We start from the raw sequence: 12402 nt of genomic DNA on the forward strand, positions 1-12402 counted from the left end.
GGTCACGAGCCGACGCCGCCCAGCTCATGTCAGCGGCAGCTATTGGCCGATTGCAGCCTCTGGAGAGCGCCAGCTACCGACCCATAGCGGCCGTTCACAAAAAGCCGCTATCGGCCAACCAGGCGTAGCGTCGCGCGAACAGGCAGATGCGCATGCTTTCGCAAGTCAGCGCCTGCACGACGCCGAAGCCAGGTCCGGAGCAGCCTCCCCGGATCAGGGCGCCGCAATTTTCGAGCAGGCGTTGCATGAAGTGGGGCCTTCCGTGGCCATCCGCGCCGGCGGTCCTCTGGCCGCCGGCGCGGTGGCGTCAAGCGCTGAGTACGCGGCAGGCATGTTCCGGAATGGTCACCGACACGGCCTGACCTACACGCAGACCAATGTCCTGGCAGGGCGTGCTGAGGGCGGTCAGGGAGACGCCGGAACACTCGACAGTGGTCTCGATGGTCGCGCCGATGTCGCGGATGAAGGTCACGGTAGCGTCCAGGCGATTGGCCGCCGGTGCCTGTGCCGTCGACAGTTGCAGGTCCTCCGGGCGCACCAGCATGCGCACGCTGGCGCCCGGTTGGATGCTGGGGCAATGGGCGGCATGCAGTGCCGCGCCGCCCGGCAATTCGACCCGGCCATGGCCCAGCACGGTCGCCGGGAAGATGTTGCCCGAGCCGATGAAGTCGGCGACGAAGGCGTTGGCCGGGTTGCGGTAGATCTCGATCGGAGTGCCGACCTGCTGGATGCGGTGCTCGCCCAGCACCACCACGACATCGGCCATGGTCATGGCCTCGCGCTGGTCGTGGGTGACCATGATGGTGGTGATATTCAGGCGTTGCTGCAATTGGCGGATCTCCACCTGCATCGACTCGCGCAGCTTGGCGTCAAGCGCCGACAGCGGCTCGTCGAGCAGCAGCAGTTTGGGGTGCGAGGCGATGGCGCGGGCGATCGCTACGCGCTGGCGCTGGCCGCCGGACAGCTTGGCCACCGGTCGGTCGACCATCTGCTGCAACTGGATCATCTGCAGCAGCTCGGCGACGCGCGCCTGCTGCTCGGCCTTGCCGACACCGCGCAGCTTCAGCGGATAGGCGATGTTCTCGCCGACGGTCATGTGCGGGAACAGCGCCAGCGACTGGAACACCATGCCGAAGTTGCGCTGGTGCGCCGGGACGAGGCTGATGTCTTCGCCGTCCAGCAGGATCTCGCCGCCGCTGAGGCTTTCCAGGCCGGCGATCATGCGCAGCAGCGTGGTCTTGCCGCAGCCGGAGGGGCCGAGGAAGCAGACCAGCTTGCCCTGCGGCAGGTGCAGGTTCACGTCCTTCACGGCGCAGGCGGTGCCGTAGTGTTTCTCGACGTTTTGCAGATTCAATCCATTCATTTTTTCACCTCGAATCAGAACGACACGCCACCTTCGCCAACCAGCTTCTCCAGCGCCCAGATGAGGACGAAGTCGATCAGCACGATCAGCACGGCGAACGAGAAAACGGTGGGGTCAAGCGAGGACACGGTGCGGCTGTACATCCAGATCGGCACGGTCATCACGTCGATGTTGTAGAGGAAGTAGGTCACGGTGAATTCGTTGAACGAGACGATGAAGGCCAGCAGCATCCCGGCGAGGATGCCCGAGCGCATCAGCGGCACGACCACATCGACGATGGCGCGCAGCGGCGGGGCGCCGAGCATCTGCGCGGCTTCCTCGACTTCGCTGCCGATGGCGACCATGGCCGCCGTGCAGTTCTTCACCACGAAGGGCAGGGCGAGGATCACGTGGGCGATGATCAGGCGCGAGGTGTCCAGGTGCAGCGGCAGGCTGTCGAACACCAGCAGCAGCGCCAGGCCCAGCACCACCATGGGGAACACCAACGGCAGCGACATCAATTGCAGGGCGACGGCCTTGCCACGGAACTCGCAGCGGGTCAGTGCGTAGGCCGCGGGGACGGCGACCAGGGTGGCGAGGACCATCGTCAGGCAGGACACCAGCAGACTGGTGGTGAGCGCCTTGCCGAGGCTGAGCACGTCGCTGGCGTCGGGCGAGACGAAGGTGTGCCAGGCGGCCTGATACCACTGCAGGCTGTAGCTGCTGGGCGGGAAGTCGAGGTTCGCCGCGCCGCTGAAGGACATCACGATCATGGTCAGGATCGGCAGCACGGCGAGCAGCAGGATGATGCCGGAGAGCACCAGGGCGAAGCGGCCGGTGTCGCCCGGCAGGGTCGGTTGGCGACGGGACAGGTTGCTCATTGCGAGGCCTCCAGGATGCGTCGGCGACGGCCGGTGACGACTTCCGACAGGGTCATGATCGCCAGGGTGGTGACGATCAGCACCACGCCGGCGGCGGAGGCGGCCGGCCAGTTCATCAGCGGGGCGATCTGGTCGTGGACCATCACCGCGAGCATCGGCACGCGCCGCCCGCCCAGCAGCAGCGGAACCACGAAGCTGCTGGCGTTGTAGGCGAACACCAGGGTGGCGCCGGTGAGAATGCCGGGCAGGCTCATGGGCAACACCACCTGGCGGAACACCTGGAAACGGCTGGCGCCGAGGGTCGCGGCCGCTTCTTCGTAGCTGCGCGAGATGCCGCGCATGGCGCTGGCAATGGGCAGCACGGCGAGCGGGAACGCGGTCTGCACCAGCCCCATGAGCACGCCGTTCTGGTTGTACAGCAGCATCACCGGACGCTTGATCAGACCCAGGGCCAGCAAGGCTTTGTTGAGCATGCCCGCCGGGCCGAGGATCACCAGCCAGCCGTAGCTCTGCAGCAGCAGGTTGACCAGCAGCGGCAGCAGCACGGCGGCGAGGAATATCCGCCGCAGCAGGGGCGATTGCAGGCGCGACATGCTGTAGCCGACCGGGATCGCCAGCAGCACGGCGATCAACGCACTGAAGAAGGCCAGGCGCAGCGTCAGCAACAGCGATTTGAGGTAGTACGGCTGCAGCAACTGGGCATAGCTGGCCAGGCTGAAGCCGGTCCATTCGGCGCCTTTCTCGCCGACGCTCATGCGTACCACCAGCAGGCTGGCGGCGATGAGTACGATGAGGAAACACAGGGACGGCGTGAGGAAAAGCCAGGCACGCGCCGTCGGTGAAAACGCCCGGGCCGGGCGCAGCAGCGCCACGCCGACCGGGCGGGTCGGATTGCTCGATTGCATATCGCGTCTCTCGTCAGAACGGAGAATGTCCGCATCGAGCGCAGGTGGTTCCGGCCACTTGCGCGCGACGATTCATGGCCGCCGTGGCGGCCATGGCTGCATCAGGAAGAGAAGATTTCCGTGTAGCGGCGGATCCACTGTTCGTGGACGGTGGAGAGGAAGGCGTTGTCGTGCATGATCGCCTTCTCTGCGATCTGCTCGGGGGTGAGGATGTAGGGGCTCTTGCGCGCTTCGGCGGAAATGACCGCCTTGGCGTTGACCGGGCCGTTGAAGATGTCCTCGGCCATCTTGCCCTGCACGTAGGGGTCGAGGGAGTGGTCGATGAAGGCGTGGGCCAGGTCGCTGTCGCCCGGTCGGTTCTTCGGCAGCACCGAAAGCATCAGGTCGGTGTAGAAGCCTTCCTTCATGCCGAAGGTGGCGCCCAGGCCGTAGTTGGGGTCGCGGATCTGCTTGGGGAAGAACGCCGGCGCGTAGAGGCCGCCGATATCCAGCGAGCCGGTGCGGAACAGTTCGGCGACCTGGTTGGGGTTTTCGCCCAGGGTCATGACGCGGTCCTTGAGCTCTTCGAGCTTCTTGAAACCGGGTTCGATGTTGTGCTCGTCACCACCGGCCAGCTTGGCGGCGATGATGATCAGATCCATGGCCTCGGTCCAGTTCGGCGGCGGCAGGAACAGGCGGCCGGCGTAGTTCTCATCCCACAAGGCCGCGTAGCTGTCGGGTACGTCCTTCACCGTGCGGGTGCTGTAGACCAGGCTGTTGCACCACAGCAGGTAGCCGATGCCGTGGCCGTCGGCGCCGGTCTGGTATTTGGCTGGAACGTCCTTGAGGTTGGGGATGCGGTTGAGGTCGGGTTTTTCCAGCAGCCCGGCGCTGGCCAGGCCTTCGGCGCCGACGCCGGCCAGGGTGATGACGTCGTACTGCGGGCGGTCGCCGCCGGCCTTGAGCTTGGCGACCATCTCCGAGGTGCTGCCGGTACGGTCGGCGATCACCTTGGCACCGGTCTTGGCCTCGAAGGTCGCGGCGATGTTGCGCAGCGCCGCAAGGCCGGTGTCGTCGGACCAGGTGAGCAGGCGCAGGGTCTTGCCCTGGAAGCGATTATCGCTGGCGCTGGCCCGGATGAAAGGCATGGACAGGGCAGCCGCGGCCACCGAGGCAGCGCCTACCGTTTTGATGAATTGCCTTCTGCTGAAATCACGCTCGCCCATCGGGGACTCCTTTGCTCTTATCGCTTTTGTTTAGGAAGGTCGCGGGTGTGCGGCGGGAGGTCGGGGCTGTCGCCCCCCGCCTGCCGGATATGTCTGGCGGTCCCGGAATCCGGGGGGCGCAGGCTGTTCGGCGGGGTCATCCTGCGACCTCGGCGTGGTGCCAACAATCGAAAAAATGTCATCGAAGCCATGTTCTGCATGCATGGCTGGCGTGCGCCCATGCGCGGGCCGCAGACCTTCCCTGAAAGGCCCGCAACAGAGCGGTTCAACAAAAAAAGACGCGCCGTGAAGCCGGCGTGTGGCGGGGAAAGTTCCCCGGAAAGATCCCTGCCGCCCGGGTGCGGCAGGGAGAGGGACGTGTCAGCCCTGGCTGCTCATCCAGGTCGCCTGGTCGATCTCGATCAGGGTCGGCAACGAGCTGGCGCTGGCTTCGCGCAACGCGGCGCGCAGTGCCGCTTCGTCGCTGGCGCGATGTGCCTTGCAACCCAGCGCCTTGGCCGCGCCGACAAAGTCGGGGGTGTAGATGTCGACGCCGACCGGCTCGATGTCGCGGTTGACCATGTAGCGCTTGATTTCCTCGTAGCCGTGGTTGTTCCACAGCAGGACGATCAGCGGTACGTGCGCTTCTACCGCACTGGCCAGTTCCGGCAAGGTGAACTGCAGTCCGCCGTCGCCGATCAGGCACAGCACCGGGCGTCGCGTGGCGTCACCCAGCCAGGCACCGATGGCGGCCGGCAATGCATAACCGAGGGTGCCGTAGCCGGTCGAGGAGTTGAACCAGCGTCGCGGCTTTTCAAGGTCCAGGGTCAGGTTGCCGGTGTACACCGGTTGGGTCGAATCGCCGACCAGTACCGCTTCGGGCAGCTCCTCCAGCGCAACATGCAGGAAGCGGGTCTGGCCGCGCAGCGTGTCATCCAGGGTGGAGAGCACTTTCTCGCGCAGTCTGGCGGCGCGGCTGCTGCCCCAGTGCGGCGTTTCGACGGCCAGGCTCCGGCCTTCCAGGGCGCCCAGCAGGGCTTCCAGAGCCAGCCCGGCATCGGCCACCAGTGCGGCTCGGGGCGGATAGTTGCGTACCGTCTGATCCGGGTCGATATCGATGCGCAGCAGGGCGCCCGGAATCTTGAAGCCGCCGGCGAAGGTCACGTCGTAATCGGTTTCGCCCAGCTCGGTGCCAACCGCAAGCACCACGTCGGCCTCGTTGACCAGTTCGCGGGTGGCGTCGGTGGACTGCGTCGAGCCAATCAGCAGAGGATGTTGCGCGGGCAGCAGGCCCTTGGCGTTGATCGTCAGCGCCACCGGCGCCTGCAGGCGCTCGGCCAGTTGCTGCAGGGCTGGCCCTGCATCGACGGCGCCGCCGCCGGCGAGGATCAGCGGACGCCGTGCGCCTGCGAGCAGGTCGGCCATTTCGGCCACAGCCTCGGGCGCTGCGCCAGCGCGGGCTACCTTGACCGGCTGGCTCGACAGCAGCGCGTCGGCGTTTTCCACCAGCACGTCGAGGGGAATCTCGATATGCACCGGGCGCGGCCTTCCAGCCTGGAACAGGGCGAAGGCGCGGGCCAGTACCGCCGGCAGTTCGTCGGCGGACATCAGCGTGTGAGAGAAGGCGCTGCAACCGGCGATCAGGCCACTCTGCGACGGCAGCTCGTGCAGCTTGCCGCGCCCGCCGCCGAGCTGGCTGCGCGCCTGCACGCTGGAGATCACCAGCATGGGAATGGAGTCTGCATAGGCCTGGGCCATGGCCGTGGCGATATTGGTCATGCCCGGGCCGGTGATGATGAAGCACACGCCGGGCTTTCCACTGGTGCGCGCATAGCCGTCGGCCATGAAGCCGGCGCCCTGTTCGTGGCGCGGCGTGACGTGGCGGATCTTCGAGCGGGCGAGCCCGCGATAGAGTTCCACGGTATGCACGCCGGGGATGCCGAACACCTGCTCGACACCGTAGCCTTCGAGCAATTTCACCAGTACTTCGCCGCATGTGGCCATGGACTTCATCCTTATTGTTGGTCGTCGGTCTGGCGCGCCATCCCGGTGTATCCGCCAGGGAAGCCGGGGCCGAGCATGTACAGGCGAGGTGCGCGCTGGGAGACGGCATTGGACCTGCCGGCGGAGGGCGCTGACAAACCAAAATTTGTCATACTAGGTATGTCTTCACCTCATGCCTGAGCCACGATGAAGCGCTTACCTCCTTTGCCTGCCCTGCACACTTTTCTGGTCACCGCGCAATGCTGCAACTTCACCCGCGCGGCCGGTCTGCTGCACATCACCCAGGGGGCGGTGAGCCGGCAGATCGCCGGTCTGGAAAGCCATCTGGGCTATTCGTTGTTCCAGCGTCAGGCGCGAGGCTTGACCCTCACGCCCCAGGGCCGCGATCTGCTGCCGCGTATCCAGCAGGTGTTCGCGCTGATCGAGGAAGCAGTGGAAGAAGTCGGCGGCAAGCGTGAGGCGCTGCAGCTCAAGGCTCCCACCTGCATCATGCGTTGGCTGTTGCCGCGCCTGTTGCAATGGCAGGCGGAGCGCCCGGACGTGCCGGTGGAGCTGACCACCACCATGCAGCACTCCGTGGATTTCCGTAGCGAGGAGTTCGACGCCGCGGTGGTCTACAGCCTGCAGAAGGAGGAGGAGGGCCCGGCTTGCCACCGTCTGTTCTACGAACAACTGACCCCGGTTTGCGCGCCGCAACTGCTCGACGGTCCGCTGCCGCTGAGCGCGCTGGCGGACCTGGAGCGGCATATGCTGCTGCACCCCACTCGCGACCAGCGCGACTGGGAGGCCTGGTTGCGTGTGGCCGGCACGCGGGTCAGCAACATGGGCAAGGGCCAGCATTTCGACACCCTGGACCTGGCCGTTTCGGTGGCCGCCCAGGGAGCCGGCGTGGCCATGGGCGACTGGGCGCTGATCGGTGACGACCTTCGCGCCGGGCGCCTGGTCACGCCTTTCGAGCTGAAGGTGCATACCGGTGCGGCGTACTACCTGGTTTATCCCGAACGCCGCGAGACGTCGCCGCAATTGCGCGAGCTGATCGACTGGCTGTTGCTGCAAGCGGCCGAGCCACAGGAGCAGCCGGCTGCCTGATGTCGCTTCGGCGTCAGGCGCTTTCCGCCTCACCTTGTGCGGCTCGCCACCATGACGAGCCGCGACTTAGAGAGCCTGTTCGTCGTTGCTTTCGACTGAGCGAATTTTCCACGTCATATAAGGGAAATTACTTTTGAAAAATCTGAAGTAATTATTTGCATCGCGCTATTTTTCCTATCGCACCAAGCTGCGAAAACTGCACCCACACCAAGCCGCAGAGGTCTTGGTTTACGCGGACCGGAGGGTCTGAAAATCTCCGGCCGTGCTGCTGTTCCTTACTGCCAAAGCCCGATGGCGACACGCCAGGGCACACAACAACAATCGGCGAGTACAGGCCCGCGAAGCTGCGGTCTGTCAGAGGAATATCACCATGCCCATCCTTGCGCAGTTCTCCCGTTCGACATCCTCCCCAACGTCCGCTGATTCGTTTCGCCGCCTGACGCTCTCAGCCGTCGCGCCCGTGCGCTGAACTTCCCGCCGAATGCTTCGCCGTGCCTGACGGCGCGGCGCACCCTGCCCGGAGTTCGTTCATGCGACTCGAGATCTTCCGCACCCTGTGGGGCTACACCCATGGCTGGCCGCAGGCCATCGCCGAACTGCGCGAGGCCGGCTTCGACGGCCTGGAAGCGCGCCTGCCGCTGGATCCCGCCCTTCGTGCCGAATACGCACGGCTGCTGGCCGCGGAGGGCGTGCCCTATATCGCGACCCTGTTCACCGCCCACGATGTGCTGCCCGACCAGTCGGCCAGCCCGCAGGTGCATCTGGATGACCTGCAGCGCAAGCTGGGCTACGCCGCCGAGCTGTCGCCGCGCCTGGTCAACACCCTGGCCGGCAACGATCGTTGGCCATTGGCTGCGCAGGTCGACTTCTTCGGCCGCGCCCTGGAGCTGGCCGCCGCGCAGGAGCTGACCTGTCTCTTCGAGATTCACCGTGCGCGCTCGCTGTACAGCCCCTGGGTGACCCTCGAGCTGATCCGCCAGGTTCCCGAGCTGCGCTTCACCACCGACATCAGCCACTGGGTGGTGGTCTGCGAGCGCCTGCTCGACGACCCCGCCGACGACCTCACGCCCTTCGTCGAGCGCGTGCAGCACATCCAGGCCCGCGTCGGCTACGACCAGGGGCCGCAAGTGCCGCACCCCGGCGCGCCGGAATACAGCAACGCACTGGCCTTCCACCAGAAGCACTGGGAAGCCGTATGGCGCGCCCAGCAGGCTCGCGGCCAGCAGATCACCACCCTGACCCCGGAATTCGGTCCGGACGGCTACTTGCATCACCTGCCTTTCACCAATGCCCCGATCGCCGATCTGTGGGCGCTGAACCGCTGGATGGCCGACGAAGAGCGTCGCCACTTCCAGCGGTTCCTCCAATCCGGATTCTGAACTGATGGAGCCATCGAATATGCAGGAGCACGCGAGCAGGGCCTTCACCTCCATTCCCGTCATCGACATCGGCGGGCTGTTCAGCGCACGCCTGGAAGAGCGCCAGGCGGTGGCGGCCGAACTGGGCAAGGCGGCCCGTGAAGTGGGCTTCCTCTATATCCGCAACCACGGTCTTGATCCGAAGCTGATCGAGGGCCTGCAAGCGGCCGCGCGGGCCTACTTCGCCCAGCCGCTGGAAGCCAAGATGCGCCATTACATCGGCGTCTCGGAAAGCCACAAGGGCTTCGTCCCGGAGGGCGAGGAGGTCTACGCCAAGGGCAAGCCGGATCACAAGGAAGCCTTCGACGTCGGCTTCGAAGTGGCCGCCGAGGATCCGCTGGTGCTGGCCGGCACGCCGCTGCTGGGGCCGAACCGCTGGCCGGAAGTGCCCGGCTTCCAGCAGCAGGTGAGTGCCTACTACCAGGCGGTGTTCGCCCTCGGCCGCAAGCTGTTCGACGGCTTCGCCCTGGCCCTGGGCCTGGAGGAGGGCTACTTCGACCCGCTGGTAAGTCGGCCGCCGTCGAAGTTGCGCCTGATCCATTACCCCTTCGATGGCGAAGCGCAGGACGCACCGGGCATCGGGGCACATACCGACTACGAGTGCTTCACCATCCTGCATGCCACCCAGCCGGGCCTGGAAGTGATGAACGAGGACGGCGAGTGGATCGACGCACCGCCGGTGCCGGGTGCCTTCGTGGTGAACATCGGCGACATGCTGGAGGTGATGACCAACGGCGCCTTCGTGGCCACCGCGCACCGCGTACGCACAGTGCGCGAGGAGCGCTACTCGTTCCCGCTGTTCTACGCCTGCGACTACCACACGCAGATCCGTCCGCTGCCGCAGTTCGACAACGGCAGCCGGGAGTACGAAACCATCGCCATCGGCGAGCACATGTGGAGCCAGGCGCTGCAGACATACAGCTACCTGCGCCGCAAGGTCGCCGACGGCGAACTGGCACTGCCGGAGCGGGCGCGCAAACCGTCCAGCTTCGGCCACCTGAAAAAACAGACGCAGCCTTACTGAGCCGCGCGCAACCCTAGACTGGAGCAATCACCATGCTGAAAACCACCCGCACCCTCCTGGCCGCAGCCGTTGTCGGCGCCACCCTGTTGTGCACCCTGCAATCCGCCAGCGCCGCCCTGACTGCCACGCCGGGGCAGTTCAAGGTCGGCATGGAAATCACCTATCCGCCCTTCGAGTCCTATGACGGCGACAAGGTGGTGGGTTCCGACCCCGAGCTGGCCGAACTGCTGGCCAAGCACATGGACCTCAAGACGAGCTTCGTGAACACCAAGTTCTCCGGGCTGATCCTGGGCCTGAATGCCGGCCACTTCGACGCGGTGATCTCCGGCATGTACGTCACCCCCGAGCGTGCCACCCAGGCCATGGCGATCCCCTACGCGCAGACCGGCGCAGCCATCATGGTCCCGGCCGACAGCAAGGAGCGCCCGGCGAAGCCTGAAGACCTCTGCGGCAAGAAGATCGGCCTGGAGAAGGGCACCACCTGGGTGCCGAAATTCGAGGAGTTGTCCAAGACCTACTGCGTACCCAACGGCAAGGGTGCCATCAGCGTGAGCGAATACCCGTCCGCGCCGGAAGTGACCCAGGCGTTGCTGTCGAAGAACGTCCAGGCTCAGGTGGAGATTTCCGGCGCCGCGCACATGATCGCCGAGCGCTCCAAGGACCGCGTGGTGGTCAGCTCCACCGAGCTGATCTACAAGCAGACCCTGGGCATGTACGTGAAGAAGGGCAACCAGGAGCTGTACGACGCACTCAAGACCGCCTTCCAGAAGACTAAGGACAGCGGCGAATTCGCTGCCCTGCTGAAGAAGTACGCTCTCGAAGACGCTCCGGCAACCGAGTGATTCCGCTTTAACGCAACATGAAAGACGGGGCTGGCCTCGCGCCAGCCTCGTTCGCCGAGGTCTCCATGCAATTCGACTGGTCCTACTTCTTCTCCCTTTTCTCCTTGCCGGATTTCTGGAAGGCCTGCGTCACGGTGATCGAACTGAGCGCCCTGACCTGGCTGATCGGCATGGTCCTGGGTTTCCTCCTCGCCTGTGCCAAGCTCTCCGGCTCGCGCTGGCTGCGCATGCCCACGGCCTTGTACATCTGGTTCTTCCGCAGCGTGCCGCTGCTGGTGCTGGTGGTGTTCGTCTACAACCTGCCGCAGCTCTTCCCGGCCAGCGGCGCGCTGCTGTCCGATCCGTTCATTTCCGGCCTGCTCGCCCTGGTGCTGACCGAAGCGGCTTACATGGCCGAGATCCATCGCGGCGGCCTGATCTCCGTGGCCAAGGGCCAGAAGGAAGCCGGTCGCGCCCTGGCCATGGGCGGCATTGGCATCCAGCGCCTGATCGTCATTCCGCAGGCGTTCCGCATCTCGCTGCCGACGCTGATCAACGAGTACGTCACCGTGGTCAAGCTGACCTCGCTGGTCTCGGTGATCTCCCTCACCGAGCTGCTGCAGGTCGGTGAGCGCCTCTATGCGCAGAACTTCCTGGTGATGGAAACCCTGTCGGCGGTCGCCATCTACTACGTGCTGATCGTGACCCTGTTCGGCTGGGGCCTGCAGTACCTGGAGCACCGCCTGGACCTCAACGCCCGCAAGCCGGAAACCCTGGCCGGCGAGCGCCTGGAACGCCTGCGCAAGAACCTCCCGGCAACTCCCGTGGCCAGCCGCGAGGCCGCCCCGGCCGGTGCACCGCCCGCGTTGCAGCTCAAGGGCATCCGCAAGAGCTACGGCACCCACGAAGTCCTCAAGGGCGTCGACCTGAGCGTCGGCAACGGCGAGGTGGTGTCGATCATCGGCCCGTCCGGCTCCGGCAAGACCTCGCTGATTCGCACCGTCAACGGCCTGGAAGGCATCGACGGCGGCGCCACCCAGCTCTTCGGCAAGCCCTACATCGAAGCCGGCAGGCCGAACCCGGCGCGCCTGCGTGAAGGCGTGCAGCACATCGGCATGGTGTTCCAGAACTTCAACCTGTTCCCGCACCGTACCATCCTCGACAACGTCACCCTGGCGCCGCGCTTCCACGGCCTGGCCGGGCGCGACATCTGCGAGCAGAAGGCCCTGGCGCTACTGGACAAGGTCGGCTTGCTGGCCCATGCCAACAAGTACCCGCACCAGCTCTCCGGCGGTCAGCAACAGCGTGTGGCCATCGCCCGCGCGCTGGCCATGGCGCCGGCGATCATGCTATTCGATGAGCCGACCTCGGCGCTGGACCCGGAACTGGTGGGCGATGTGCTCAACGTGATCCGCGACCTGGCAAAGGAAGGCATGACTATGGTGATCGTCACCCACGAGATGGACTTCGCCATGTCGATTTCCGACCGGGTGCTGTTCATGGAGCACGGCCAGGTGCAGGTCGATGCCGCACCGGCAAGCATCCGCAATGGCGAATGCGGCGAGCGGGTGATGCGCTTCATCGGCCTGGAGCGCCAGGTCGAGCAGGACGAGGCGCAGCGCCGGGAGTTTCTCGCCAGCTGACGTCACGCCTGACTGACGGGTGTTTGCCGGGCTGTGCCGGATCGATGTCTGCAACGATGTAAAGGAGCGCGCCCATTCTGGGCGCGCTTTT

11 protein-coding genes are annotated in these 12402 nt (G+C 65.6%); 5 read left to right on the top strand and 6 right to left on the bottom strand.

Features of this window, described 5'->3' with window-relative positions; all coding sequences use genetic code 11:
* Positions 1-94 precede the first annotated feature (94 nt).
* The 6 genes from SD196_RS12170 to SD196_RS12195 all read right to left on the bottom strand — a co-directional run bounded on the left by SD196_RS12170 (position 95) and on the right by SD196_RS12195 (position 6316).
* Positions 95-247 (bottom strand): hypothetical protein, encoded by a 153-nt coding sequence (locus tag SD196_RS12170; RefSeq protein ID WP_275607422.1) that lies wholly within the window; start codon positions 245-247, stop codon positions 95-97.
* Positions 248-307: 60 nt separating this feature from the next.
* Positions 308-1363 (bottom strand): ABC transporter ATP-binding protein, encoded by a 1056-nt coding sequence (locus SD196_RS12175; protein WP_275607421.1) that lies wholly within the window; start codon positions 1361-1363, stop codon positions 308-310.
* Between the two features lie 14 nt (positions 1364-1377).
* Positions 1378-2223, bottom strand: a complete 846-nt coding sequence (locus SD196_RS12180; protein ID WP_416311527.1) for an ABC transporter permease — start codon at positions 2221-2223, stop codon at positions 1378-1380.
* Entirely contained in the window at positions 2220-3128 is a 909-nt protein-coding gene (locus SD196_RS12185; protein WP_416311528.1) for an ABC transporter permease, read from the bottom strand. The genes SD196_RS12180 and SD196_RS12185 overlap by 4 nt, the downstream gene beginning before the upstream one ends.
* A gap of 101 nt (positions 3129-3229) precedes the next feature.
* The gene (locus tag SD196_RS12190) at positions 3230-4333 is read right to left on the bottom strand and encodes an ABC transporter substrate-binding protein (RefSeq protein ID WP_331314447.1); all 1104 of its coding nucleotides are present in this window, start codon (positions 4331-4333) and stop codon (positions 3230-3232) included.
* A 360-nt stretch (positions 4334-4693) separates the two neighbouring features.
* Positions 4694-6316 carry a 5-guanidino-2-oxopentanoate decarboxylase gene (locus SD196_RS12195; RefSeq protein WP_416311529.1) on the bottom strand — a complete coding sequence of 541 codons (1623 nt, stop codon included), beginning with the start codon at positions 6314-6316 and terminating at the stop codon, positions 4694-4696.
* A 186-nt stretch (positions 6317-6502) separates the two neighbouring features.
* On the opposite strand from SD196_RS12195, the gene SD196_RS12200 reads away from it, so the two are divergent.
* From SD196_RS12200 to SD196_RS12220, 5 genes are all read left to right on the top strand, one after another.
* Complete coding sequence (locus SD196_RS12200; protein ID WP_331314451.1) at positions 6503-7405, top strand: LysR substrate-binding domain-containing protein; 903 nt, start codon at positions 6503-6505, stop codon at positions 7403-7405.
* Positions 7406-7935: 530 nt separating this feature from the next.
* Positions 7936-8784, top strand: a complete 849-nt coding sequence (locus tag SD196_RS12205) for a sugar phosphate isomerase/epimerase family protein (RefSeq protein WP_275607416.1) — start codon at positions 7936-7938, stop codon at positions 8782-8784.
* 4 nt (positions 8785-8788) lie between these two features.
* Positions 8789-9847 carry an isopenicillin N synthase family dioxygenase gene (locus SD196_RS12210; protein ID WP_370601422.1) on the top strand — a complete coding sequence of 353 codons (1059 nt, stop codon included), beginning with the start codon at positions 8789-8791 and terminating at the stop codon, positions 9845-9847.
* Positions 9848-9882: 35 nt separating this feature from the next.
* The gene (locus SD196_RS12215) at positions 9883-10689 is read left to right on the top strand and encodes an ABC transporter substrate-binding protein (RefSeq protein ID WP_416311737.1); all 807 of its coding nucleotides are present in this window, start codon (positions 9883-9885) and stop codon (positions 10687-10689) included.
* 65 nt (positions 10690-10754) lie between these two features.
* Positions 10755-12311, top strand: coding sequence for an amino acid ABC transporter permease/ATP-binding protein (locus SD196_RS12220; RefSeq protein WP_416311530.1), 1557 nt, complete (start codon positions 10755-10757; stop codon positions 12309-12311).
* The last annotated feature ends 91 nt before the right edge of the window (positions 12312-12402 follow it).

Source organism: Pseudomonas macauensis, assembly GCF_047902425.1.
GTDB lineage: Bacteria > Pseudomonadota > Gammaproteobacteria > Pseudomonadales > Pseudomonadaceae > Pseudomonas.

Excerpts from the sequence above, each read along its gene's own strand:
- SD196_RS12170 (WP_275607422.1), bottom strand. The coding sequence starts at position 247 with ATGCAACGCCTGCTCGAAAATTGCGGCGCCCTGATCCGGGGAGGCTGC.
- SD196_RS12175 (WP_275607421.1), bottom strand. The coding sequence starts at position 1,363 with ATGAATGGATTGAATCTGCAAAACGTCGAGAAACACTACGGCACCGCC.
- SD196_RS12180 (WP_416311527.1), bottom strand. The coding sequence starts at position 2,223 with ATGAGCAACCTGTCCCGTCGCCAACCGACCCTGCCGGGCGACACCGGC.
- SD196_RS12185 (WP_416311528.1), bottom strand. The coding sequence starts at position 3,128 with ATGCAATCGAGCAATCCGACCCGCCCGGTCGGCGTGGCGCTGCTGCGC.
- SD196_RS12190 (WP_331314447.1), bottom strand. The coding sequence starts at position 4,333 with ATGGGCGAGCGTGATTTCAGCAGAAGGCAATTCATCAAAACGGTAGGC.
- SD196_RS12195 (WP_416311529.1), bottom strand. The coding sequence starts at position 6,316 with ATGGCCACATGCGGCGAAGTACTGGTGAAATTGCTCGAAGGCTACGGT.
- SD196_RS12200 (WP_331314451.1), top strand. The coding sequence starts at position 6,503 with ATGAAGCGCTTACCTCCTTTGCCTGCCCTGCACACTTTTCTGGTCACC.
- SD196_RS12205 (WP_275607416.1), top strand. The coding sequence starts at position 7,936 with ATGCGACTCGAGATCTTCCGCACCCTGTGGGGCTACACCCATGGCTGG.
- SD196_RS12210 (WP_370601422.1), top strand. The coding sequence starts at position 8,789 with ATGGAGCCATCGAATATGCAGGAGCACGCGAGCAGGGCCTTCACCTCC.
- SD196_RS12220 (WP_416311530.1), top strand. The coding sequence starts at position 10,755 with ATGCAATTCGACTGGTCCTACTTCTTCTCCCTTTTCTCCTTGCCGGAT.